The 22,693-nt window shown below is 61.8% G+C and carries 23 protein-coding genes; 15 read left to right on the top strand and 8 right to left on the bottom strand.

Going from position 1 to position 22,693, the window contains the following annotated elements:
- Window positions 1-28 precede the first annotated feature (28 nt).
- Window positions 29-352 (top strand): DUF423 domain-containing protein, encoded by a 324-nt coding sequence (locus AC0JZ8_RS10985; protein ID WP_082472047.1) that lies wholly within the window; start codon window positions 29-31, stop codon window positions 350-352.
- Here AC0JZ8_RS10985 and AC0JZ8_RS10980 read toward each other — a convergent pair.
- The gene (locus AC0JZ8_RS10980; RefSeq protein ID WP_062582724.1) at window positions 349-543 is read right to left on the bottom strand and encodes a hypothetical protein; all 195 of its coding nucleotides are present in this window, start codon (window positions 541-543) and stop codon (window positions 349-351) included. The genes AC0JZ8_RS10985 and AC0JZ8_RS10980 overlap by 4 nt on opposite strands.
- Entirely contained in the window at window positions 524-964 is a 441-nt protein-coding gene (locus tag AC0JZ8_RS10975) for a DUF2325 domain-containing protein (protein ID WP_471892484.1), read from the bottom strand. The genes AC0JZ8_RS10980 and AC0JZ8_RS10975 overlap by 20 nt, the downstream gene beginning before the upstream one ends.
- A 507-nt stretch (window positions 965-1,471) precedes the next feature.
- On the opposite strand from AC0JZ8_RS10975, the gene AC0JZ8_RS10970 reads away from it, so the two are divergent.
- Window positions 1,472-3,367 (top strand): methyl-accepting chemotaxis protein, encoded by a 1,896-nt coding sequence (locus tag AC0JZ8_RS10970; protein ID WP_244474102.1) that lies wholly within the window; start codon window positions 1,472-1,474, stop codon window positions 3,365-3,367.
- A 96-nt stretch (window positions 3,368-3,463) separates the two neighbouring features.
- Here AC0JZ8_RS10970 and AC0JZ8_RS10965 read toward each other — a convergent pair whose 3' ends face one another.
- Window positions 3,464-3,661: a DUF2735 domain-containing protein gene (locus AC0JZ8_RS10965; protein ID WP_062455286.1), complete on the bottom strand. Its 198-nt coding sequence runs from the start codon at window positions 3,659-3,661 to the stop codon at window positions 3,464-3,466.
- Window positions 3,662-4,090: 429 nt separating this feature from the next.
- Between AC0JZ8_RS10965 and AC0JZ8_RS10960 the strand changes: the two genes are divergently transcribed.
- Window positions 4,091-5,125: a glutamine synthetase beta-grasp domain-containing protein gene (locus AC0JZ8_RS10960; RefSeq protein WP_062455284.1), complete on the top strand. Its 1,035-nt coding sequence runs from the start codon at window positions 4,091-4,093 to the stop codon at window positions 5,123-5,125.
- A 615-nt stretch (window positions 5,126-5,740) separates the two neighbouring features.
- Here AC0JZ8_RS10960 and AC0JZ8_RS10955 read toward each other — a convergent pair.
- Window positions 5,741-6,376, bottom strand: coding sequence for a TetR family transcriptional regulator C-terminal domain-containing protein (locus AC0JZ8_RS10955; protein WP_430257462.1), 636 nt, complete (start codon window positions 6,374-6,376; stop codon window positions 5,741-5,743).
- Between the two features lie 253 nt (window positions 6,377-6,629).
- On the opposite strand from AC0JZ8_RS10955, the gene AC0JZ8_RS10950 reads away from it, so the two are divergent.
- The 4 genes from AC0JZ8_RS10950 to hydA all read left to right on the top strand — a co-directional run bounded on the left by AC0JZ8_RS10950 (window position 6,630) and on the right by hydA (window position 10,129).
- Entirely contained in the window at window positions 6,630-7,883 is a 1,254-nt protein-coding gene (locus AC0JZ8_RS10950) for a Zn-dependent hydrolase (protein WP_471892483.1), read from the top strand.
- 208 nt (window positions 7,884-8,091) lie between these two features.
- On the top strand, window positions 8,092-8,304 hold the full coding sequence (locus AC0JZ8_RS10945) for an antitoxin MazE-like protein (RefSeq protein WP_062582715.1): 213 nt from the start codon (window positions 8,092-8,094) through the stop codon (window positions 8,302-8,304).
- Window positions 8,301-8,663 carry a type II toxin-antitoxin system PemK/MazF family toxin gene (locus AC0JZ8_RS10940; RefSeq protein ID WP_244476124.1) on the top strand — a complete coding sequence of 121 codons (363 nt, stop codon included), beginning with the start codon at window positions 8,301-8,303 and terminating at the stop codon, window positions 8,661-8,663. Before AC0JZ8_RS10945 ends, AC0JZ8_RS10940 begins: the two co-directional genes overlap by 4 nt.
- Window positions 8,664-8,674: 11 nt before the next feature.
- On the top strand, window positions 8,675-10,129 hold the full coding sequence (gene hydA, locus AC0JZ8_RS10935) for a dihydropyrimidinase (RefSeq protein ID WP_113109909.1): 1,455 nt from the start codon (window positions 8,675-8,677) through the stop codon (window positions 10,127-10,129).
- Window positions 10,130-10,173: 44 nt separating this feature from the next.
- Here the strand turns inward: hydA and AC0JZ8_RS10930 are convergent, their stop codons facing one another.
- Window positions 10,174-10,584: a cupin domain-containing protein gene (locus AC0JZ8_RS10930; protein ID WP_113165702.1), complete on the bottom strand. Its 411-nt coding sequence runs from the start codon at window positions 10,582-10,584 to the stop codon at window positions 10,174-10,176.
- A gap of 126 nt (window positions 10,585-10,710) precedes the next feature.
- Between AC0JZ8_RS10930 and AC0JZ8_RS10925 the strand changes: the two genes are divergently transcribed.
- The 8 genes from AC0JZ8_RS10925 (at window position 10,711) to AC0JZ8_RS10890 (ending at window position 20,664) form a co-directional block, all read left to right on the top strand.
- A complete protein-coding gene (locus AC0JZ8_RS10925) occupies window positions 10,711-11,493 on the top strand; it encodes an ABC transporter ATP-binding protein (RefSeq protein WP_113165703.1) in 783 nt (260 codons plus the stop codon).
- A gap of 75 nt (window positions 11,494-11,568) precedes the next feature.
- Complete coding sequence (locus tag AC0JZ8_RS10920; RefSeq protein WP_471892482.1) at window positions 11,569-11,892, top strand: hypothetical protein; 324 nt, start codon at window positions 11,569-11,571, stop codon at window positions 11,890-11,892.
- The gene (locus AC0JZ8_RS10915) at window positions 11,892-12,779 is read left to right on the top strand and encodes an ABC transporter permease (protein WP_430242852.1); all 888 of its coding nucleotides are present in this window, start codon (window positions 11,892-11,894) and stop codon (window positions 12,777-12,779) included. The genes AC0JZ8_RS10920 and AC0JZ8_RS10915 overlap by 1 nt, the downstream gene beginning before the upstream one ends.
- Window positions 12,776-13,918, top strand: a complete 1,143-nt coding sequence (locus AC0JZ8_RS10910; RefSeq protein ID WP_471892481.1) for an ABC transporter permease — start codon at window positions 12,776-12,778, stop codon at window positions 13,916-13,918. The genes AC0JZ8_RS10915 and AC0JZ8_RS10910 overlap by 4 nt, the downstream gene beginning before the upstream one ends.
- Window positions 13,919-13,973: 55 nt before the next feature.
- On the top strand, window positions 13,974-14,939 hold the full coding sequence (locus tag AC0JZ8_RS10905; protein WP_062455262.1) for an ABC transporter substrate-binding protein: 966 nt from the start codon (window positions 13,974-13,976) through the stop codon (window positions 14,937-14,939).
- A gap of 284 nt (window positions 14,940-15,223) precedes the next feature.
- Window positions 15,224-16,468 (top strand): efflux RND transporter periplasmic adaptor subunit, encoded by a 1,245-nt coding sequence (locus AC0JZ8_RS10900; RefSeq protein ID WP_209901550.1) that lies wholly within the window; start codon window positions 15,224-15,226, stop codon window positions 16,466-16,468.
- Between the two features lie 10 nt (window positions 16,469-16,478).
- Window positions 16,479-19,790, top strand: a complete 3,312-nt coding sequence (locus tag AC0JZ8_RS10895) for an efflux RND transporter permease subunit (protein ID WP_113165708.1) — start codon at window positions 16,479-16,481, stop codon at window positions 19,788-19,790.
- A 187-nt stretch (window positions 19,791-19,977) separates the two neighbouring features.
- Entirely contained in the window at window positions 19,978-20,664 is a 687-nt protein-coding gene (locus tag AC0JZ8_RS10890; RefSeq protein WP_062455259.1) for a Crp/Fnr family transcriptional regulator, read from the top strand.
- A gap of 107 nt (window positions 20,665-20,771) precedes the next feature.
- Here AC0JZ8_RS10890 and ureG read toward each other — a convergent pair whose 3' ends face one another.
- The 3 genes from ureG to ureE are packed head-to-tail and all read right to left on the bottom strand — an operon-like array spanning window position 20,772 to window position 22,610.
- Window positions 20,772-21,383, bottom strand: a complete 612-nt coding sequence (ureG, locus tag AC0JZ8_RS10885) for an urease accessory protein UreG (protein WP_471892480.1) — start codon at window positions 21,381-21,383, stop codon at window positions 20,772-20,774.
- A 42-nt stretch (window positions 21,384-21,425) separates the two neighbouring features.
- Complete coding sequence (locus AC0JZ8_RS10880; protein WP_471892479.1) at window positions 21,426-22,127, bottom strand: urease accessory protein UreF; 702 nt, start codon at window positions 22,125-22,127, stop codon at window positions 21,426-21,428.
- Between the two features lie 6 nt (window positions 22,128-22,133).
- Window positions 22,134-22,610: an urease accessory protein UreE gene (gene ureE / locus AC0JZ8_RS10875; protein WP_184653770.1), complete on the bottom strand. Its 477-nt coding sequence runs from the start codon at window positions 22,608-22,610 to the stop codon at window positions 22,134-22,136.
- Window positions 22,611-22,693: the final 83 nt, after the last annotated feature.

The raw sequence follows: 22,693 nt of genomic DNA, 5'->3' as shown, positions 1-22,693 counted from the left end.
GCCGTTCATTCTCTTTGCGAGCGGTCTGATGGGCGCCTGCGGCGTAGGCCTTGCGGCTGCCGCAAGTCATGGCGGCGATACGCTTCTGCTCGGCTCTGCCTCGATGATGTGCCTGGCGCACGCGCCGGTGCTGCTCGCTCTTTATCTTGGACATCAGCAGATCCGCACAGCGACGCTGGCCGGTCTCATTCTGGGCCTTGGGACGATCGTGTTTGCGGGTGATCTGGTGGCGCGTCATTATCTCGGAAGCCGACTGTTTCCGTTTGCCGCGCCACTCGGTGGCAATCTTATGATTCTCGGCTGGCTCGCAATCGCGATCGGAGCGTTTTTGCGCGCCGTGGCCCGGCGCTAGAACGTCCGGGTTCGGCTCGAAGGTATCGATCTCGGCACAGCCGTATCCTGCGAGCGGTCCATCGCGAGCCGGTAAAGCTCGGTCACCATGCCGTCGCCGCTCTGCTCGGCGAGCTTGTGCAGGACGGCCATCGCGTCGAGATCCCGCCCCTCGCGATCGAGAATAGGCTGATCAGGATAACCTGTTTTCATCATTGCGATCCTTGATGGTCTGCAGCGCCCGCTCAAGGCTTGACTTCGACCCGTTGCGCAAGGGGATGAAGGTGACGCCGAACTTCTTGCATCCGGTCTTTACCCGCAGACACGCATCGTGGCTGATACAGTCGATCGGGCAGAAAACGCAGTCAACCGAGGGAAGCACCGTATCGATGCGGGAAACCGCCTCGCGCAACCCACCGTCGTGATGGATCAGTTCCGCGCCGTGGCGGGTGGCGATGGCGCGCAGATGGGCCACCTGGCAGTCCCGGCCGCCGACATAGAGAAAGCTGCGGATGTAGACCACTTCCCCGCCGATCCCGGAGGCGCCATTGGCAGCGCTGCGGTTCGAGGATGCCGCAGCATCGGATGCGGCATTGCCGCCACTCGTGTTTTTCCGCTTCTGTTTCTTCGCCATGATGCTCTCCGTATTGGGCCGGAATAATTCGGGGCAAACCCCGTCGTTGGCGCACCATATGAAACTTGAATTTGAGAGTAAAGATTAAAGTCGACTCTTTCACTCATATTAATTTAGGGCACAGCCCGCGTCGTTTTCGACCGACACGAGCGCCGAATGGCAGTTTTTCTGCTCACTTAGCGTATGTTAGCGGACCGTGGTTTTCAGGGGCATCGATAGGCGAGGCCGGCGTGGGCTTACAGCTGGATCAACGAAGCCTCGGGATTCGCAGCAGTTTTAGCGTACCCTATACTGAGCATTTGCTCAGAACCGAGAATAAATTCAAACCCTGGCGTGTACTGTCAGTTTTCGCCCAAGTCCGGACAAATATTCGCCCGCTATTTTAACCAGCGATTAGCGCAATTACGGCAATAGGTTAGGTGGGCGTCCTCGCGCATGCCGAGAATTGGCGGGTTGGGATGTATTGTTGGGCAAGTTGAAGTGGTGTGCACTATGGCAATTCGGGATATGGCTATTTCGAAGAAACTCGGCCTCGTTACCGTCGTAATGGGCCTTTCTTCTCTTATTATTGCAGGCGTTGCGGGAAGCGGGCTCTATGGGCTGCAAAAGGCAATCATTTCAGTCGGCGCGCGTGAAGAAGTCGCTCGTGAAGCGATGGATCTGCGGGTCGACATTATCGCAATTAGCCGCATGACCTATCAACTGGCCGCGGCGCCGGACAAAGCCAAGGATTTCCGAATCGACGCCGAAAAGCGCGCCGGCGAAATGCTGGCACGCCTGCCGAAGATCGAAGCAACCGCGGACGCTGCCGAACAGGACCAGCTGAAGACGGTGAGAGCCGCCCTCGACAGCTATTTCGTCTCGATCCGCAGCATGGTGGACACCGCCGAAAAGAATGCAGCCGACACCGCCGCCATCTCGGCTGCGCTGAAAAAGGCGCTGGATGGCCAGAAGGTCGTCACCGACTCCGTCAAGGTCTACAGCACCTATTCGGGCAAGGAACTGGCTGTGGCCCGCGAAGAAGCCGTTGCGTCCTCGACCACCGCCATGCTGGTTTCGGCGCTGTCGGCCCTCGCCTTCATCATCATCGGCGCCACGATCAGCACGATCGTCGCACGCCGTGGCATCGTTCGCCCCATCCGCGAGCTGACCGAAGCCATGACCCGCCTTGCCAAGGGCGATATGAACATCGATGGCGTCGACGCAAGCCGCGGCGACGAAATCGGCGCGATGGCCCGCGCCGTCGAGGTATTCCATACCAACGCTGTCGCCATGACCGACCTCAAGGCACAGGAAGCAGCCCTTCACGAGCGTTCCAGCGACCTGCAGACGTCGATTTCGAAAGTTGTCGCATCTGCTGTCGCCGGCGATTTTTCCGGCCGCATCCGCAAGGACTACCAGAACGAAGACCTCAACCGCTTTGCATCGGGCGTCAACCAGCTGGTGGAAAGCGTCGACAATGCCGTCACGGAAGTTCGCCGCGTCATCGCAGCGCTTGCCGATGCCGACCTGACCCAGAGCATGAACGGCCAGTTCCAGGGTGCATTTGCCGAGCTTCAGACCAACGTCAACTCGACGATGGACCGGCTGAGCGCCACCATGAGCAACGTGCGCGGCGCAGCCGGCACGATCAACGACAATTCCGCCGAACTGTCTTCGGCGGCAAACGACCTCTCCAAGCGGACCGAGCAGCAGGCTGCAGCGCTTGAAGAAACGGCAGCCGCCCTCGACGAGATCACCACGACGGTGCGTGCCGCCTCTGCCCGCGCCACCGAAGCCCGCGACATGGTCTATGAGACCAAGCAGAGTGCGGCAAAGTCGGGCGAAATTGTTCGCAGCGCCGTCACCGCCATGAGCCGCATTGAAGACAGCTCGACGAAGATCAGCCAGATCATCGGCGTCATCGACGAGATTGCCTTCCAGACCAACCTGTTGGCGCTGAACGCCGGCGTCGAAGCCGCCCGTGCTGGCGAAGCCGGTCGCGGCTTTGCCGTCGTCGCTCAGGAAGTGCGTGAGCTCGCCCAGCGCTCCGCCAATGCGGCAAAGGAAATCAAGACGCTGATCAGCGCCTCGGCTTCCGAAGTCGCAGGCGGCGTTTCGCTGGTGCGCTCGACCGGTACAGCACTTGTCGAGATCGAAAGCCTGGTCAACAAGGTCAACGAACATGTGGAATCCATCGCCACGGCTGCCCGCGAGCAGTCGACGGCGCTGGCCGAGATCAACTCCTCGGTCAACCACATGGACCAGATGACCCAGAAGAACGCCGCGATGGTGGAAGAAACGACCGCTGCAAGCGAGACGCTTGCAGCCGAAAGCCGCCAGCTTCAGGCGCTTCTCTCCAACTTCAAGCTGGAAGGTGGCAGCGATCTCGGCGGCATGGCACGCCGGATGCGCGCGGCCTGATAAAAGCCTGGACAATCAGACCGTAAAATCCCGGGGGCAGCGATGCTCTCGGGATTTTTCAATTCGAATCGGCCATCCGGCGATGGCCCGCAACGCTCAGCAGGGTTTCGGCCCCTGTTCCGGCTTGGTGTCGACCAGCGCACTGCTCACTGCTTCTTCATGATACCAGCAGTGGTCCTGCACCGCGACCGGGTAGGTCCCGACCGGCACCGTGGCGCCGTTCTCAAGACGGATCCGTGGCGTCAATGGAAATTGCAGGATCTGCGCTGTCTCACGATGGATGCCAATAACCATCCTATCGCCTCCTCCTCAATGCGCACTCAAACGCATACCAACCAGAGATATGCACATTTTTTGTGCTTTCTGCACTATTTTACATCATTTGCCTGTTCGGCGCTAGGCACGAATGAAAGCAAACGAGCTCAGGGCGATATAGTTTCGTCGGCGGAACTCAGACGCGAAGCAGAATTCCTTGTTTCAAGACCCCCGGTGGGTGCGCGAAAAATCGATTGATTTTCAAACGGGCTGGGATGATGGCGTTACAGTCGTCACCCGCAGACATGTAAGCCCGGCCAATCATACGACTTTTTTATCGCGATTTTCGGGCAACGACAAAAACTGGCACGGTATGTGCGTTCTATGTCCCATGCCCGGGATGCAGCGCTTTCGCGTCGCAGTCTCTGGATGGCTCAACCATGAACACCACGGCCTGAGAGATAAAATATGACCAAGTTTAAGCTCGAGTACATCTGGCTCGACGGTTACACCCCCGTCCCGAACCTGCGTGGCAAGACGCAGATCAAGGAATTCGACACCTTCCCGACGCTGGAACAGCTGCCGCTGTGGGGCTTCGACGGTTCGTCGACCAATCAGGCCGAAGGCCGTTCGTCCGACTGCGTGCTGAAGCCGGTCGCCATCTACCCGGATCCGGCCCGCACCAACGGTGCGCTGGTCATGTGCGAAGTGATGATGCCTGATGGCGTTACCCCGCACGCGTCCAACAGCCGCGCGACCATCCTCGATGACGAAGATGCATGGTTCGGTTTCGAACAGGAATACTTCTTCTACGAAGACGGCCGTCCGCTCGGCTTCCCGGAAAGCGGCTACCCCGCTCCCCAGGGTCCGTACTACACGGGCGTCGGCTACAAGAACGTCGGTTCGGTTGCCCGCGAAATCGTTGAAGAGCATCTCGACCAGTGCCTCGCAGCCGGCATCAACCACGAAGGCATCAATGCCGAAGTGGCCAAGGGCCAGTGGGAATTCCAGATTTTCGGCAAGGGCTCCAAGCGCGCCGCCGACCAGATCTGGATGGCCCGCTACCTGCTTCTGCGTCTGACGGAACAGTACGGCATCGACATCGAGTTCCATTGCAAGCCGCTCGGCGACACCGACTGGAACGGCTCCGGCATGCACTGCAACTTCTCGACCAAGTACATGCGCGAAGTGGGCGGCAAGGAGTATTTCGAGGCGCTGATGGCGCAGTTCGACAAGAACCTGCAGGACCATATCGACGTCTACGGCCCGGACAACCACCTGCGTCTGACCGGCAAGCACGAAACGGCTCCGTGGAACAAGTTCTCCTACGGCGTTGCCGACCGTGGCGCATCGATCCGCGTGCCGCATTCCTTCGTCAACAACGGCTACAAGGGCTACCTCGAAGACCGCCGTCCGAACAGCCAGGGCGACCCCTACGCGATCGCCTCGCAGGTTCTGAAGACGATCTCGGAAGTGCCGCTCGCAAAGTCCGCTGCCGCTTAAGACACAACGTCCTCCCAAGGACAACGAAGACGCCGGCCTCGCGCCGGCGTTTTTTTGTTTCGGGGGTTCTGCACGTGAGGCTTTCCCGGCACGCTCCCCTGGATCGGTACCTCTCCGCCCTCAGGGCTCAGGGCTCACCCCTATCCGCCCTCATCCCCCTCTCCGCACCCTGAACCCTCTCCAAACCCTAATCCCTGTGCTCGTCACAGGGATCCAGCAGCGTCGCGTCCGCGGCGCGGAAGGGTCTTCTCAGCCCAAGGACTTGGGCTGACTGGATTCCTGTGACGAGCACAGGAATGAGGGAGTGTGGGAGGGCCGCTCGCGAAGACGGCTGCCGCTTGTGATCCCAAGTCGGCTGTCGCTTAGGACGCTGGAGCCATTGCCGCTTGAGGCGCAAAAGCTCTCTCCACCCTCATCCCTGTGCTCGTCACAGGGATCCAGCAGCGTCGCGTCTGCGGCGCGGGAAGGCTCTCCTTAGCCCAAGGACTTGGGCAGCCTGGATTCCTGTGAAAGGCACAGGAATGAGGGAGTGTGTGAGGGACGCCTCGCCAAGACGGCTGCCGCCGGAGATGCAACATCGGCTGCCGCTTGAGACGCAAAGTCCTCCGGGAAGCCCTAGGGCTTCAGCCCCTCCAGAAACAGCCCCTCCAGAAACCGCGCCGCATCCTCGAAACGGTCCTCGTCGTCCCGGTCCTGGCCGAGGACGGCGCGGACCTGGACGTCGAAATCGGCGTAATGTTGCGTGGTGGACCAGATCGAGAAGATCAGGTGATAAGGGTCGCAGGTGCGGATCTTGCCGGCTTTCGACCAGGCGCGGATGACGTCGGCCTTTTCATCGACCAGGTCTTTCAGCGGTCCTTTCAGCTCGTCCTCGATATGCGGCGCGCCCTGCAGGATCTCGTTGGCGAAAAGACGGCTTTCGCGGGGGAAATCGCGCGCCATTTCGAGCTTGCGGCGGATATAGGAGCGGATTTCCGATGCAGGATTGCCCGTGGCGTCGAAAGCCCGGAGCGGCTCCAGCCAGGTGGAGAGCACCCGGTCGATCAGCTGGCGGTGTATCGCTTCCTTGGTGCGGAAATAATAGAGCAGGTTCGGCTTCGACATGCCGGCCGCCTCGGCGATCTGGTCGATCGTCGTGCCGCGGAAACCGCTGACCGAAAACACCTCGAGAGCGGCCTCGAGAATGACCTCTTCCTTCTCCTCCTGGATGCGGGTGCGCCGCTGCGTTTTCGCCGCTCGTGGAATGGCCATCCGTATCCTGTCTTGCAGTCCCAAACGCTGATCCAGATTCGTATCACGAGGCCCATTTTCAGGGCATGTGGCGCGAAAATAGGCGAGTATTTTTCGTCATTTACGGCTTGAGTGGCGGTCGGGACATTGTATGTTTTACCAGTCGGTCAAATTATCGATCACAGACAAAACAAACGCAATGCCGATGTTTCAGATCGTGCAAACGTCGGTCTGGAACGCGGCTCAAGCAGGCATAACGGGTGAGGACAGGATGATGGCGGCAGCACCGGGCGAGAACATGCGTGTGAACGGCGACCGGCTGTGGGACATGCTGGAGGAGATGGCGAAGATCGGCCCCGGTATTGCCGGCGGCAACAACCGCCAGACCCTGACCGACGAGGACGGCGAAGGGCGCCACCTGTTCAAGCGCTGGTGCGAAGACGCCGGCATGAGCGTCGGCACCGACACGATGGGCACGATGTTTGCGACCCGCGCCGGAACCGATCCGGATGCGCTGCCGGTCTATATCGGCTCCCACCTCGATACCCAGCCGACCGGCGGCAAATATGATGGCGTGCTCGGTGTCCTGGCAGGGCTCGAGGTTATCCGCTCGATGAACGATCTCGGGGTGAAGACGAAGCATCCTGTCGTCGTTACCAACTGGGCGAACGAGGAAGGTGCGCGGTTTGCGCCGGCCATGCTCGCCTCCGGTGTGTTTGCCGGTGTTCATTCGCTCGACTACGCCTATAGCCGCAAGGATCCGGACGGCAAGACCTATGGCGACGAGCTGAAGCGGATCGGCTGGCTGGGCGACGAAGAGGTCGGCGCCCGCAAGATGCATGCCTATTTCGAATATCATATCGAGCAGGGCCCGATCCTCGAAGCCGAGCAAAAGCAGATCGGCGTCGTCACCCATTGCCAGGGCCTGTGGTGGCTGGAATTCACGCTGACGGGAAAGGAAGCGCATACCGGCTCCACCCCAATGGACCGGCGCGTCAATGCGGGGCTCGCTTTCGGCCGCATTCTGGAACTGGTGCAGGACGTGGCGATGGCGGAGCAGCCGGGCGCTGTCGCCGGCGTCGGCCAGGCGTTCTTCTCGCCCAATTCCCGCAACGTGCTGCCCGGCAAGGTCGCCTTTACCGTCGACATGCGCACGCCGACGCAGGAAAAGCTCGACCGCATGCGGGAAAAGATCGAGGCGGGCGCAATCGAGATCTGCGAAGCGCTCGGCGTCGGCTGCGCGGTGGAAGCCGTCGGTCATTTCGATCCGGTCATCTTCGATCCGGTTCTGGTCGGGCGCGTGCGCGATGCCGCGGTCAAGCTCGGCTACAGCCACCTGGACATCATCTCCGGCGCCGGCCACGATGCCTGCTGGGCGGCAAGACTGGCACCCTCGACGATGATCTTCTGCCCCTGCGTCGACGGCGTCTCGCACAACGAGGCCGAAGAGATTTCCAAGGACTGGGCGACAGCCGGCTGCGACGTGCTGCTGCATGCGGTGCTGGAAACGGCGGAGATTGTGGCATGAGCCGATCCGAGCTACACTCGAAGCCGGCAGCAAAAGCGGAGCCAGCCGCATGTCAACGGCACCGGAAAACCCTGATTTCGAGCCTCTGCGCGCCGTCAGCGCGACGCGGAAATGTGGGTCTGACAGCGTGCCGGCCGTCACCTGCCGCCCGATCCGGAAAACTCGTCCATAGCGCGGCATCGCGCCATCAGTGACAGGAGGCGATGACATGGGCAGGCCACGCGAAGTCTCTGAGGAAGAACGCGCCGAGCTGATCCGCAAGGGCTACCGGCCGATCGAGGTTTGGGTGCCGGACTTTACCAGCGAGGTCTATCGATTGCGGGCGGCGCTGCAGGCGAAGGCATCGGCAGAGGCGGATCGCAAGGCTGGCATCATCGAATTCACTGACGAAAGTCCTGCTGAAGACTGGGACCGGCCGTGAATTTGAAGCGAGGCGACATGGTCACTGCAGCGTTTCAGGGTGACCTTGGCAAGCCAAGACCCGCTGTCATCGTCCACGCCGACGAGTTCATCGAGGGCCACGTCACGCTTCTCCTATGCCCGCTGACGACGTTTCTCTCTGACTCTCCGGATTTTCGACCGACCCTGACGCCCTCAGCATCGAACGGGCTGCAGGCAATATCCCAGATCATGACCGACAAGATGACCCACCTTAGAAAGGCGTCGATCCGTCAGATCATTGGGCATCTCGGTGACGACGAGATGCAGCGACTTGAGAGTGCGTTGATCAGTATTATCGGCCTGCGGCAATCGGTGCTGCCAATCGCCACAATAAAATAAGGGAGCGAGCCATGACCACCATCATCAAGAACGGCACTGTCGTGACAGCCGACCTCACCTACAAGGCGGATGTGAAGATCGAGGGTGGTCGTATCGTCGAGATCGGGCCGGATCTCCGGGGCGAAGAGGTTCTGGATGCGTCAGGCGCCTACGTGATGCCGGGCGGGATCGATCCGCATGTGCATCTGGAAATGCCGTTCATGGGCACCTATTCGGCCGACGATTTCGATAGCGGCACGCGCGCGGCGCTTTCGGGCGGCACCACGATGGTGGTCGATTTCTGCCTGCCCGAGCCGGGCCAGTCGCTGCTTGATGCGCTGAAGCGCTGGGACAACAAGGCGACCCGCGCGCACTGCGACTATTCCTTCCACATGGCGATCACCTGGTGGGGCGAGCAGGTGTTCGACGAGATGAAGGCGGTGGTGCGCAACCATGGCATCAACACGTTCAAGCACTTCATGGCCTACAAGGGCGCGCTGATGGTCAATGACGACGAGATGTTCGCCTCGTTCTCGCGCTGCGCCGAGCTTGGCGCCCTGCCCCTCGTGCATGCGGAAAACGGCGATATCGTCGCCGCCATGCAGCAGAAGCTGATGGATGCGGGCAATGACGGGCCAGAGGCGCATGCCTATTCGCGCCCCGCTTCCGTCGAGGGCGAGGCGACCAACCGGGCCATCATCATCGCCGATACCGCGGGCGTGCCGCTCTATGTGGTGCACACGTCCTGCGAACAGGCGCATGAGGCGATCAGGCGCGCGCGCCAGTCCGGCATGCGGGTCTATGGCGAACCGCTGATCCAGCATCTGACGCTCGATGAGAGCGAATACGCCCATCCAGACTGGGATCACTCAGCCCGCCGCGTGATGTCGCCGCCGTTCCGCGACAAGCGCCATCAGGATTCGCTTTGGGCGGGCCTGGCGTCCGGTTCGCTGCAGGTGGTGGCGACCGACCACTGCGCCTTCACCACGGAGCAGAAGCGTACCGGGCGCGGCGATTTCCGCAAGATCCCGAACGGCACCGGCGGCCTTGAAGACCGCCTGCCGATGCTGTGGACGCACGGCGTCGAGACAGGCCGCATCACCATGAACGAGTTCGTTGCGGTCACCTCCACCAATATCGCCAAGATCCTCAACATCTACCCGAAGAAGGGCGCGATCCTTGTTGGAGCCGACGCGGATATCGTGGTGCTCGACCCGAAGGCCTCAAAGACGATCTCCGCCGCAACCCAGCAATCGGCGATCGATTACAACGTTTTCGAAGGCAAGCATGTGACCGGGCTGCCGCGCTTCACGCTGTCGCGCGGCAACGTCGCCTATGCCAATGGCGAGATCCGCACCAAGCCGGGCGACGGCAAGTTCGTGTCGCGGCCGCCCTTCCCGGCAGTCAGCAGGGCGCTGTCAGCCTGGAAGGAGATCACCGCGCCGCGCAAGGTGGAACGCGCTGGCATCCCGGCATCAGGCGTATGAGCGGCTTGATGACAGCGATACCCCATGGAGCGCAGGCGGGTGGCTCAGTCCACCAGCGCGTCCAGTTCCGGCAGCAGGACCACGCTTTCCTGCTCGTTGGGATCCGTGCGCGCGATGATCGCGGTGCAGGGCGTGCCCGACCGGTTGGCCGGCAGATGCGGAACGCCGGCCGGGATGTACATCAGCTCGCCCGCATGCAGCACGACGTGGTTCTCCAGCCGGTCGCCATACCAGGTGTCGGCGGAGCCGGAGAGCATGTAGATCGCGGTCTCGTGGGTCTCGTGCAGATGCGCCTTGGCTTTTGCCCCCGGCGGAATGGTCAGAAGATGCATGCAGATGCCCTTGGAGCCGACCGTTTCGGCCGAAATGCCCTGCACATAGGTGAGGCCCTGCTTGCCGTCATAGGCAGCGTCGGGCCTGACGATACGGCAGGTCGGTCTTGATGACGTGTCCATTGAAATTCCCCCTCTCCAGCGGAGCCGCGGCCGCCTTCATGGCGCCGACGGCCGGATGTGCAGCTCCATGATACCAGAAAACCCGGCCCTTCAAACGATCAGCCACGCTTACGACGGAGCGCGCCCATGACCTACTCCGTCGTTTCCGCGAGAAATCTCGGCCTCACCTTCGAGACCGGCGACGGGCCGGTTCATGCGCTGTCTGATGTCGATCTCGACGTGAAGAAGGGCGACTTCGTCTCCTTCATCGGCCCCTCCGGCTGCGGCAAGACAACGTTTCTGCGGGTGATCGCCGATCTGGAACGGGCAACCTCGGGCGAAATCCTCGTCAACGGCATGACGCCGGAGGAGGCGCGCAAAAGCCGCTCCTACGGTTACGTGTTTCAGGCGCCTGCCCTTTATCCCTGGCGGACGATTGAGAACAACATAGCCCTTCCGCTCGAAATCATGGGCTACTCGACGGCAGAACGCGCGAGCCGCATCGAGCGGACGCTCGATCTCGTCAATCTCGCGGGCTTCGGCAAGAAATATCCGTGGCAGCTTTCCGGCGGCATGCAGCAGCGCGCCTCAATCGCCCGCGCGCTCGCCTTCGATGCCGATCTCCTTCTGATGGACGAGCCCTTCGGCGCACTGGACGAGATCGTCCGCGACCATCTGAACGAGCAACTCCTGAAACTCTGGGAGCGGACGCAAAAGACCATCTGCTTCGTCACCCACTCGATCCCCGAGGCGGTCTACCTCTCCACCAAGATCGTGGTGATGTCGCCGCGGCCCGGGCGGGTGACCGACGTGATCACCTCGACCCTGCCGAAGGAACGCCCGCTGGATATCCGCGAGACGCCGGAATTCCTGGCGATCGCTCACCGGGTCCGCGAAGGTCTCCGCGCGGGGCACAGCTATGAGGAATAGGGATTTGCACTCTTCTCTCACGCTGAAGGCTCGGTCTCTTCCGGCGGCAAAAGGCGTTCATTGGGAGATCTCCCCATGAACGCTGCCTTCCTGCTCTGGCTGTGCGGCGCCATGGCGACATTTCTTGCGGCGGCAACCGCCTCGCGCGCCTATATCGCCTCCAGCAACATCCTCCTTCTCCTGCTGTCGCTGGTGCTCTACTGCGTCGGCAACCTGATGATGGTGAAGCTGATGCGCGAGGGCGGGCTGGGGCTCGCCATTTCCGTTTCGGCGATCGCGCAGCTGCTTCTCATCAATGTCATCGCCTTTGCGGTCTTCGGCGAGAAGCTGACGCCGCAGCAGCTGGCCGGCGTCGGGCTCGGGGTCGCTGCCATGGTTCTGATGGGGGCGAAGGGCTGATGCACAAGGAAACCCTCTTCCGTCACCGCATTCTCCCCGTCGCAACCGTCGTCCTTGTCATCGTCGCGATCTGGTATGTCGGCGCGTATTTTATGAACGCGCCATTCCAGCGCGATCTCGACCGGCGCGCCAGTGTGACCTCGACGCCGATGGAATTCCTCGGCAAGACGATGTCGCAGCCGAAGCCGATCCTGCCGGCGCCGCACCAGGTGGCGTCGAATGTTTTCGAGAACACGTTTCTGCGCAAGCTCAACTCCAACCGCAGCCTCGTCTATCACGCCTGGGTCACCCTTTCCTCGACGCTTGCGGGCTTCGGGTTCGGCACGCTTCTCGGCATCCTGATCGCGGTCGGCATCGTCCACGTGCGCGCGCTCGACCGCAGCCTAATGCCGTGGATCATCGCGTCGCAGACCGTGCCGATCCTTGCCGTCGCGCCGATGGTGATCGTCACGCTCGGCGCGATCGGGATTTCCGGTCTGGTGCCCAAGGCAGTGATCTCCACCTACCTCTCGTTCTTCCCCGTCGCAGTCGGTATGGTGAAGGGCCTGCGCTCGCCGGAACTGATCCAGCTCGATCTGATGCGCACCTATCATGCCAGCGCCGCACAGACCTTCTGGAAGCTGCGTGTCCCGGCCTCGGTGCCGTTCCTGTTTACCTCGATGAAGGTGGCGATTGCTGCAAGTCTCGTCGGCGCGATCGTCGGTGAGCTGCCGACCGGTGCTGTCGCCGGCATCGGCTCCAAGCTTCTCGCCGGCGCCTATTACAGCCAGACGATCGACATCTGGGCGGCGCTGGTCGCGGGCTCGGTGCTGGCATCGCTTCTGGTGGCGGTGGTCGGGATCGCCGGAAAGATCGTCAACCGCAACATGGGAGGAAAGCCGACATGAGCGCGCTGATGCGAACCTCCCTCCTCACGTCATGGCAGGGCTGGCTGTCCCTGGCGCTGTCGCTCGCCGCACTTGCGACCCTTCCGCTCCTCGATCCCGATGCGGTGGCGCGTTTAGCACCGATGGCACTATTTGCGATCTTCGCTCTGTCGATTGCAGGCGCGGTCGTTTCGTTTCTGCCGCTCCCGCCCCTGTTTCTCGCGGCAGCGATCTTCGTCTTCTGCCACCTCTCGACCGGCATCCTGATTTCAGGCCTTGCCGGAAACGAGGGCAAGGCGGCAATGGCGTTCTTCCTGATGATCGCCGCCAACTGGCTGCTGGCATGGCGCTGCGTCAGTCTCCTGTCGGAGATCCGGACCCGTTCCAGGTTTGCGGATGGGCTTCTGGGTCTTGCGATCCCGGCGATCTTCGGCGCATGGCTGCTGATCCTGTGGGAAGCGCTCACCCGCGGCTTCGGCGTGCCCTTCATCCTCCTGCCGCCGCCCTCCTCGATCGGGCTGCGGATTGCCGCCGCGCTGTCCATCCTTTGGGCGGACGTGCAGCAGACGATCTTCAAGGCGGTGCTGGCGGGCTACATCCTCGGCTGCAGCGCGGGCTTCGTGGTGGCGATCCTTGCCGATCGCTTCGCCTTCCTGCGCGCGGGACTGATGCCGATCGGCAATCTGATGTCGGCGCTCCCGATCATCGGCGTCGCGCCGGTCATGGTCATGTGGTTCGGTTTCGATTGGCAGTCGAAGGCGGCCGTCGTCACGATCATGACCTTCTTCCCGATGCTGGTGAACACGGTGGCCGGGCTTTCCGCCTCCGGATCGATGGAGCGTGACCTGATGCGCTCCTATGCGTCGGATTACCGGCAGACGCTGATGAAGCTCAGGCTTCCGGCCGCCATGCCGTTCATCTTCAACGCGCTGAAGATCAACTCCACCCTGGCGCTGATCGGCGCCATCGTTGCGGAATTCTTCGGCACGCCGATCGTCGGCATGGGCTTTCGCATCTCCACCGAGATCGGGCGCATGAATGTCGACATGGTCTGGGCCGAAATCGCGGTTGCGGCGCTCGCCGGATCGCTCTTTTATGGCGTCGTCGCCCTTGCCGAGAGAGCAACGACATTCTGGCATCCGTCTAACCGTGGGGGTTAGTCGCTGACGATCCGCATCCCGAAAACGGGGGCGGCAACAAAAGAGGGAAACGACAATGAAAAAGATGATCATGGCACTGATGGCGGGAGCGTTCTCGCTCGCTGCATCCAATGCATTCGCCGCCGACAAGCTGACGCTGCAGCTGAAATGGGTCGCCCAGGGCCAGTTCGGCGGTTATTTCGTGGCCAAGGACAAGGGCTTCTACGAGGAGGAAGGCCTTGACGTGACGATCAAGCCGGGTGGTCCCGATATCGCTCCGGAACAGGTGATCGCCGGCGGCGGCGCCGACGTGATCGTCGACTGGATGGGCGGCGCGCTGGTTGCCCGCGAAAAGGGCGTACCGCTGACCAACATCGCCCAGCCTTTCGCCAAGTCCGGTCTCGAGCTGATTTGCCCGAAGGACGGCCCGGTCAAGACGGAAGCCGATTTCAAGGGCAAGACGCTCGGCGTCTGGTTCTTCGGCAACGAGTATCCGTTCTTTGCCTGGATGAACAAGATCGGCTTGAAGACCGAGGGCGGTACGGATGGCGTGACGGTTCTGAAGCAGAGCTTCGACGTCCAGCCGCTGATCCAGAAGCAGGCGGACTGCATCTCCGTCATGACCTATAACGAATACTGGCAGGCGATCGACGCCGGCTTCAAGGCCGAAGATCTGGTCGTCTTCAACTATACCAAGCTCGGCAACGACCTTCTGGAAGACGGGCTCTACGCTCTCGACACAAAGCTGGCCGATCCAAAGTTCAAGGAGAACATGGTCAAGTTCGTGCGCGCTTCGATGAAGGGCTGGAAATACGCGATCGAGAACCCGGAAGAAGCCGCAGAGATCGTCATGGACAATGGCGGCCAGGACGAGAACCACCAGAAGCGCATGATGGGCGAAGTGGCAAAGCTGATCGGCGACGGCAAGCTGGACATGGCGACCTACGAGCGCACGGTAAAGGCGCTGCTCGACCAGAAGATCATCACCAAGCAGCCGGATGGTGGCTACACGACCGATGTAACGACCGCCGCTCTTAAATAAGCAGGGCCTGATCGAGCCGATCTAACCTGCCGAAAACAGTATATGCCCGGCGCGCTGCCGGGCATATTTTATGGGGCGGTAACCATCACTGATCTTGGTCTTGGCATTTCCGCGAGCAGATTGATTTGCGGCGACGGAAGCCGTAAAAACACGGGACATGAATTTGTCGGGTGACGGACTTGTGGCGGCTTTGGGTCGTCACCACCTCATCAGGAACTGCGCAGGGAGGGGCGCGGATCCCGGACAGCGAAATAAAGACCCTCTGGTGCATCGGAAGTCGTCGCATGTTTCGCATTTCGTCAAAGCTCGCGTTGTTGGCGGCGTCCCTCGCCCCTGCCCTGATCACGCTCCTCGCCTTTCCGGCATTGGCGCAGCAAGCACAGCCGACCGCACCGCAGAAGAACCTTCCGTCGATCATCGTGACCGAGGCCAAAACCCGCCCGATGACCGATCGGGTCATCGCGACCGGTACGATCCGCCCGATCGAGGAAATCTACATCCAGCCTCTGGTCGACGGTCTCTCTATCCGCAGCGTCGATGCCGATGTCGGCGACGAGGTGAAGCAGGACGCGGTTCTCGCAACCCTCAACGACGACTCGCTCATTCTGCAAAAAAGCCAGCTTGAGGCAAACAGGGCCAAGGCCGAGGCCGGCGTCGCGCAATACAAGGCGCAGGTGATCGAGGCCGAAGCCAATCTGGCCGACGCCATCCGCCAGCGCGACCGCACCAGAAAACTCGGACAAAACGGCACCAGCAGCCAGAGCCAGGTCGAACAGACGCAGGCCCAGGTTGAAGTCGCCGAAGCACGGCTGAACGCGGCGAAACAGGCCGTTTCCGTCGGTGAGGCCGACGTCAAGGTCGTCGATGCGCAGATCAAGGACGTCGACCTCAACCTTGCCCGCACCGGCGTCAAAAGCCCGGTTGATGGCGTCGTCACGGCCAAGAATGCGCGGATCGGCGCGATTGCCGCCGGCGCCGGCGAACCGCTCTTCACCATCATCAAGGACGGCGCGATCGAACTCGTGGCCGATCTTTCGGAAACAGACATCCAGAAGGTGAAGCTCGGCCAGAAGGCGATCATCACCATTGCCGGCGGCACACGCAAGATCGAAGGCAAGGTGCGGATCGTTTCGCCCTCCGTCGATGCGACCACCCGCCTCGGCGCCGTGCATATCGTCGTCGATGACGAGAGTGGTGCCCGATCGGGCATGTATGGCAGTGCGGAGATCGTCATCACCGAAACGACGGCGCTGGCCCTGCCGCTCTCGGCCGTGACCACCGCGCCTTCGGGCTCGGTCACCCGCAAGGTGGAAGGCGACACCGTCAAGCAGGTCAAGATAGAAACCGGCATTCAGGACGGCGGCTTCATCCAGATCGTCAGTGGCATTGCCGAGGGCGACCGGGTCGTCGCCAAGGCCGGCGCCTTTGTGCGCGACGGCGACAAGATCAACCCGGTCCTGCCGGGCTCAAAGGCTGGCGCCGACAAGGCCGAAGCTGACCGGGCCCCGCCCGCCGCCGTTTCGAATTGAGGACGCGAAGATGAACTTCTCCGCCTGGTCCATCCGCAACCCGATCGCGCCGCTTCTCGGCTTTGCCCTGTTGCTGTACGTCGGCATCCAGTCCTTCTATGCGCTGCCGATCACCCGCTTCCCGAATATCGACGTGCCCGTCGTCTCCGTCACCGTCGTCCAGTCCGGCGCATCGCCTGCCGAACTGGAAGTACAGGTGACCAAGGAGATCGAGGATGCCGTCGCCTCGATCAGCGGCATCGACGAAGTCCAGTCCACCATCACCGATGGCCAGTCGCAGACGGTCGTCGTCTTCCGCATCGAAAAGCCCACGCCCGAAGCGGTGCAGGATACCAAGGACGCGATCGACAAGATCCGCGGCGACCTGCCGGCCGGCATCGAGGAACCGATCGTCACCAAGGTCGATGTCGAAGGACAGGCAATCCAGACATTCGCCGTCTCATCGCCCAACATGACGCTCGAGGAACTCTCCTGGTTCGTCGACGACACAGTGACGCGGGCGCTTGAAGGCCAGGCCGGTATCGGTCGAATCGACCGTTACGGCGGCTCGGATCGCGAAGTGCGCGTGTCGCTCAATCCCGCCAAGCTCGATGCCTATGGCATCACGGCAGCCGACGTGAACCAGCAGATCCGCGGCACCAACGTCAACCTCGGCTCCGGCCGCGGCCAGGTGGCCGGCAACGAACAGACGATCCGCACGCTCGGCGATGCGCGCGATGTCGCGCAACTGGCCGAGACGTCGATCAGCCTCTCCAACAACCGTTTCGTGCGGCTGTCGGAACTCGGCACCGTCACCGATACCTATGAGGAGCAGAAATCCTTCTCGCGCTTCAACGGCACGCCGGCCGTCACCTTCGCCGTCTTCCGCGCTAAGGGTGCAAGCGAAGTCTCGGTCGCCGAAACCGTGGCGGAAAGCCTCGACGGCGTGCGCAAGGCGCATCCCGACGTTGCGATCGCCATGGTCGACGATTCCGTCTATTTCACCTACGGCAATTACGAAGCGGCCCTTCACACGCTGGTGGAGGGCTCGATCCTTGCCATCATCGTCGTCATGCTGTTCCTGCGCAACTGGCGCGCTACGCTGATTGCGGCCGTCGCCCTGCCGCTGTCGGCAATCCCCACCTTCTGGGTCATGGACCTGATGGGCTTCTCGCTCAACCTTGTCTCGTTCCTGGCGCTGACGCTTGCGACCGGTATTCTGGTGGATGACGCGATCGTCGAGATCGAAAACATCGCCCGCCATATCAAGATGGGCAAGACGCCATACAAGGCCGCACTCGAGGCGGCCGACGAAATCGGGCTCGCCGTCATCGCGACCAGCTTCACCATCATCGCCGTGTTCGTGCCCGTTTCCTTCATGCCGGGCGTTCCCGGACAGTATTTCATCCAGTTCGGCCTTACCGTCGCCTTCTCGGTCTTCTTCTCGCTGGCGGTCGCGCGCCTGATCACGCCGCTGATGGCGGCCTATCTGATGCGCGCCGAAGACGGGATGGAAGACCATCACGACAATGACGGCTGGATTATGCGCGCCTATACGCGCCTCGTCACCGGCACGACCCGCAAATGGTACTGGCGCTATGCGACGCTTCTCGGCGCCATCGCCTTCCTCGCCGGCTCGCTCATGCTGCTGAGCAAGGTGCCCGGCAGCTTCCTGCCACCCGACGATTCCTCGCGCGTCGTTCTCTCCGTCGAGCTGCCGCCCAATGCGACACTGGAAGAGACCGCCGAGACGTCTGAAAAGATCGACCGCGCGGTTCGCGATATCGACGGCGTCGAAAGCGTCTTCGTGCTCGGTGGCGCATCGCCCAAGGGCGATCTCGAACTGCGTCGTTCGACCGTTCGTGTCATCCTCGAAAACATCGACCATTCGCTGATCAAGACGCTGGTCAACAAGGGGCTGGGCAGCCTGCCGCTGATCGGCTCTTCTTTGCCGAAAATGGAAGAACATGGCCGTACCCGTCCGCAATGGGACGTGGAAAAGGACATTTTTGCCGCAATCCGCGACATCCCGGACGTGCGTATCTCGAAGGTCAACGACCGTGCCGAGCGCGAACTAGCGTTCAACTTCCTCTCCGACAACGAGGCGGACCTGAACGATGCGATCGGGCTCCTGGAATCGCGCCTGCGCGCTTCGCCGATCCTTGCCAATGTTTCCTCCGACGGCGCCCTGCCCCGGCCGGAACTGCAGATCCGTCCGCGCATGGCGGAAGCCGCGCGCCTCGGCATTACGCCGCAGCAGATTTCCGAGACCGTGCGCGTCGCGACCATCGGCGATATCGACGCCAATCTCGCCAAGATCAACCTGGATGACCGGCAGATCCCGATCCGTGTCCAGACCTCACTCGATGTGCGGCGTGATCTAGCAGCGATCAAGGCGTTGAAGCTGAGGACCGCAAGCGGTGCCACGGTGCCACTCACCAGTGTTGCCGACGTGGATTATTCGGAAGGCCCGAGCTCGATCACGCGCAACGACCGCAACCGCGTCGTGGCGATCGGCTCGGATGTGCCCTTCGGCACGGCACTCGACACGTCGTCGGCCGAGTTCAAACGCATCGTCGACGAAACCAACCTTCCGCCATCCGTTCGGCTGGCCGAAAGCGGCGACGCCAAGGTGCAGGCGGAAATGACCCAGAGCTTCGGCAATGCCATGCTGATGGGCCTGCTTCTGGTTCTGGTCGTGCTGATCCTGCTGTTCAAGGACGTCATCCAGCCGCTGACCATCCTGTTCTCGCTGCCGCTTGCGATCGGCGGCGTGGCGGTGGCGCTGATCGTCACCCAGAACGCGCTGTCGATGCCGGTTCTGATCGGTATCCTGATGCTGATGGGGATTGTCACGAAGAACGCCATCCTGCTCGTGGATTTCGCCATCGAGATGAAACGCCACGGACTGGAGCGTGTTCACGCGATGGTCGAAGCCGGCCGCAAGCGCGCCCGCCCGATCATCATGACGTCTATCGCCATGTCGGCCGGCATGTTGCCCTCGGCGATGGGTATCGGCGAAGGCGGATCGTTCCGCGCCCCGATGGCAATCGCCGTGATCGGCGGCATCATCGTTTCCACCGTCCTGTCGCTCCTCGTTGTCCCCGCCTTCTTCCTCATCATGGACGATCTTTCCGGCCTGCTCGGGCGGATCTTCGGTCGCCTGGTCGGCAAGAAAGAAGAGGAGGATTTCGGCCTTTCCAACGAGGAACTGACCCAGGAGAACCGTGACCTCGGCGAGCGGCTTCGCCGGCTGGAACGCGAAAACGGCATCGACCACGATATGCTCAGCGCCTCTGGCGGCGCCAAGGTCCTGCGGCTTCCGCCCATGGCTGCGGAGTAAAAACACCGTTCCGAGCAAGCGATTCCGGGTGGGGCAGGAGACGTCGAAGGGTGCGGAAATGCAAAAGCGCATCCCGATCGCAAAGAATCTTGGACGATTTGATCGACGTCAAAACGCGCTTCGGAGCACGTGTTAATTTAGAATAATTACATTCTAGGAAGCTCCCCGCCAGAAAAGAAGAACGGACATGGGCAACGGCGACATCAAACTCAACAATCGCGACCGCGCGGTTCTCATGAAAACGCCTTTCATGCACGGCCTGACCGGTAACTCGCTGGTCAAGATGCTGTCGGCGATGAGTGTCGAGACAGTGTCCGCCCGTGACCTCATCGTGCGAGAGGGCCAACGTGCCGAAGCGTTTTACTGTGTGCTGAATGGCTATGTCCGCCTCTACCGGCTGAGCCGAGACGGGCGCGATGCGGATATCCGCATTTCCGCACCGGGAGATACGTTCGGCGAGTGCATGCTTTATGCGGACCGGAAGTATCCCTTTTTCGCCCAGGCCGCAGAGACCTGCACGCTGGTGCGTTTCGACCTGCAGACGGTCAAGGATCTGGCTGAAGAGGATCCCGGTATCTCCCGCGCCGTGATGACGACCCTGTCGCGTCATCTGATCAGCACGATGGACTGTGTTGCCAACGACCGGCTGTTCACGGCGCCGCAACGGGTGGCAAACTACATCCTCAGCCGCTGCCCGGTTGACGGTGGACCGGCAGCCATCCGCCTGCCGTTCCAGAAAAGCCTGCTCGCCGGCATGCTGGGACTGGCTCCCGAAGCCCTGTCGCGCGCCTTTTCGTCCCTGCGCAAGACAGGCGTCACGGTTCGCGGCCGCATCATCCAGGTGGTGGACGTACAGGCGCTGCGGGAAATCTGAACCGTCGAAGCAAGTAACCCGGGAGGCCGGCCTGAGCAGGCCGGCCACTCGCGTCAGCATGGCTTGCCTCAACGGATCAGGAAACCGCAGACCTCGTCATTGCGATCTCACAGCCCGCCGTGGGTCTCCAGAAACCGCACCACATGCTCGACGCCCTCGCCGCGCTTGAGGTCGGTAAAGACATGCGGCTTCATCTCGCGCATCCGCGAAGCATCCCTGTCCATCACGTCGATATCGACATCGACATAGGGTGCCAGATCCTTCTTGTTGATGATCAGGAGATCGGAACGGGTGATACCGGGCCCACCCTTGCGCGGGATTTCCTCGCCCTGGCAGGTGGAGATCACGTAGATGGTGATGTCGGCAAGATCAGGCGAAAACGTGGCCGCCAGATTGTCGCCGCCCGATTCGATGAACACGACATCGAGATCCGGAATGCGCTCGTTGAGACCGGCGATCGCCTGAAGATTGATCGTCGCGTCCTCGCGGATCGCCGTATGCGGACATCCGCCCGTCTCGACACCGACGATCCGGTCAGACGACAGCGCCTGCATCCGCACCAGCGCTTCGGCATCCTCTTTCGTGTAGATATCGTTGGTGACGACGGCGACCGAATATTTGTCGCGCATCGCCTTGCAGAGCTTTTCGGTGAGCGCCGTCTTGCCGGAGCCGACCGGCCCGCCGATCCCGACGCGAAGCGGTCCGTTTGCCGATTTCATGCGGATTATCCTTTCGATTGCTGAAGCAGCTTATCCCGGTCGCTAGGACCGGAACAGCCGCGAATGCTGTGTTTCGTGGCGAAGCGACGCGATCTCCGCCTGCACGGCGGCACCGCCGAGATCATCGAGCGTTGCGCCTTGCGCCTTCTCCGCGACATCGCCGACCAGAGATTCAAGACCGGCCAGAATGCCGACGCCGTGGGCCTGACCGCACACACCAAGGCGGATGCCGGCCGAGACCGATTGCGAGACAGCCGCATGCAGATAGGCGGCGATTGCGCTCGTCTTCGGCACGCCATGGGCCGCCGAGATGGCGCCGACCGCGACCGGAAACGGCACCTGTTTCGGCAAAAGCTGCAGCACAGCGTGCGGCCAGGCGATGGCCGCCGTGACGAAGGCCTGCCCGAGCGATAACGTTTCCGCATGACGCTCCGCCGAGCCTGCCAGCGTCAGACCGAGTTCGGACAGGTCCTTCAACGCATCCCGCTGGTCGACAGCCTCGAACGCGCTCGAAAACAGAACCGCATCGTTCCAGAGCGAACCGTGAAGCAGGATGGTTTCGAGCCAGGATGTGAGATCGGAGGCCGATGTCACCATCCGATCCGCCACGGCGCGCTCCAGCCCGCCCGACCAAGCGAAGCCGCCGATCGGGAACGCCGGAGACAGCCACGCCATCAGACGGAGCAAGGCGTGCGTATCGAGCCCCTGCACGACCTCGCCCTGCAATGCCGGGTCTTGCGTCATACCGGTTCAGTCATGGGCATGATGACCGTGACTGCCGTGATCATGGCCGCCATGCGCGTGATAGGCGCCGCGGGCCGGCTGGAAGGGTTCGTCGATATCGGTGACGGTAGCGCCGAGGCCCTGCAGCATGGAGCGGATGACGTGATCGCGCAGGATGAGGATACGGCCCTCCTCGATCTGCGCCGACAGATGGCGGTTGCCCAGATGCCAGGCAAGCTCGATCAGGTGCAGCGGATCGCGCGCCTTGACCTCGAACAGCTTTTCCGGGGCCGCTTGCACTTCCACCGTATCCCCGTTCTCAAGCACCAGCCGGTCACCATGGTGAAACAGCACCGCTTCCTTGAGATCGAGCATCACCATGTCGCCGTTCGACAAATGCAGCAGCTTGCGGCGCAGGTGCCGCAGATCATGCGGCAAGGTGACGACATCCACCGGCGGATCGCTGATTTCACCGGCGGGACGATAGGAATGGATATGCTGCATGAAAGTCTCCTTGAAGGCGGCATAATCACCAAGCGCGATGCTCGGCACAAGGCCTAGTTACGCCCCGGCTGCAAAATCCGTGG

It is taken from the genome of Velazquezella soli (assembly GCF_977018685.1).
Note: the sequence above shows the minus strand (reverse complement) of the source record. Positions and strands in the feature narration are given on the sequence as shown.

Excerpts from the sequence above, each read along its gene's own strand:
- AC0JZ8_RS10890 (WP_062455259.1), top strand. The coding sequence starts at position 19,978 with ATGGGCAACGGCGACATCAAACTCAACAATCGCGACCGCGCGGTTCTC.
- AC0JZ8_RS10980 (WP_062582724.1), bottom strand. The coding sequence starts at position 543 with ATGAAAACAGGTTATCCTGATCAGCCTATTCTCGATCGCGAGGGGCGG.
- AC0JZ8_RS10880 (WP_471892479.1), bottom strand. The coding sequence starts at position 22,127 with ATGACGCAAGACCCGGCATTGCAGGGCGAGGTCGTGCAGGGGCTCGAT.
- AC0JZ8_RS10930 (WP_113165702.1), bottom strand. The coding sequence starts at position 10,584 with ATGGACACGTCATCAAGACCGACCTGCCGTATCGTCAGGCCCGACGCT.
- AC0JZ8_RS10915 (WP_430242852.1), top strand. The coding sequence starts at position 11,892 with ATGCACAAGGAAACCCTCTTCCGTCACCGCATTCTCCCCGTCGCAACC.
- AC0JZ8_RS10975 (WP_471892484.1), bottom strand. The coding sequence starts at position 964 with ATGGCGAAGAAACAGAAGCGGAAAAACACGAGTGGCGGCAATGCCGCA.
- AC0JZ8_RS10925 (WP_113165703.1), top strand. The coding sequence starts at position 10,711 with ATGACCTACTCCGTCGTTTCCGCGAGAAATCTCGGCCTCACCTTCGAG.
- AC0JZ8_RS10895 (WP_113165708.1), top strand. The coding sequence starts at position 16,479 with ATGAACTTCTCCGCCTGGTCCATCCGCAACCCGATCGCGCCGCTTCTC.
- hydA (WP_113109909.1), top strand. The coding sequence starts at position 8,675 with ATGACCACCATCATCAAGAACGGCACTGTCGTGACAGCCGACCTCACC.
- AC0JZ8_RS10945 (WP_062582715.1), top strand. The coding sequence starts at position 8,092 with ATGGGCAGGCCACGCGAAGTCTCTGAGGAAGAACGCGCCGAGCTGATC.
- AC0JZ8_RS10905 (WP_062455262.1), top strand. The coding sequence starts at position 13,974 with ATGAAAAAGATGATCATGGCACTGATGGCGGGAGCGTTCTCGCTCGCT.
- AC0JZ8_RS10955 (WP_430257462.1), bottom strand. The coding sequence starts at position 6,376 with ATGGCCATTCCACGAGCGGCGAAAACGCAGCGGCGCACCCGCATCCAG.
- ureG (WP_471892480.1), bottom strand. The coding sequence starts at position 21,383 with ATGAAATCGGCAAACGGACCGCTTCGCGTCGGGATCGGCGGGCCGGTC.
- AC0JZ8_RS10910 (WP_471892481.1), top strand. The coding sequence starts at position 12,776 with ATGAGCGCGCTGATGCGAACCTCCCTCCTCACGTCATGGCAGGGCTGG.
- AC0JZ8_RS10985 (WP_082472047.1), top strand. The coding sequence starts at position 29 with ATGGGCGCCTGCGGCGTAGGCCTTGCGGCTGCCGCAAGTCATGGCGGC.
- AC0JZ8_RS10960 (WP_062455284.1), top strand. The coding sequence starts at position 4,091 with ATGACCAAGTTTAAGCTCGAGTACATCTGGCTCGACGGTTACACCCCC.
- AC0JZ8_RS10920 (WP_471892482.1), top strand. The coding sequence starts at position 11,569 with ATGAACGCTGCCTTCCTGCTCTGGCTGTGCGGCGCCATGGCGACATTT.
- AC0JZ8_RS10950 (WP_471892483.1), top strand. The coding sequence starts at position 6,630 with ATGGCGGCAGCACCGGGCGAGAACATGCGTGTGAACGGCGACCGGCTG.
- AC0JZ8_RS10900 (WP_209901550.1), top strand. The coding sequence starts at position 15,224 with ATGTTTCGCATTTCGTCAAAGCTCGCGTTGTTGGCGGCGTCCCTCGCC.
- ureE (WP_184653770.1), bottom strand. The coding sequence starts at position 22,610 with ATGCAGCATATCCATTCCTATCGTCCCGCCGGTGAAATCAGCGATCCG.
- AC0JZ8_RS10970 (WP_244474102.1), top strand. The coding sequence starts at position 1,472 with ATGGCTATTTCGAAGAAACTCGGCCTCGTTACCGTCGTAATGGGCCTT.
- AC0JZ8_RS10965 (WP_062455286.1), bottom strand. The coding sequence starts at position 3,661 with ATGGTTATTGGCATCCATCGTGAGACAGCGCAGATCCTGCAATTTCCA.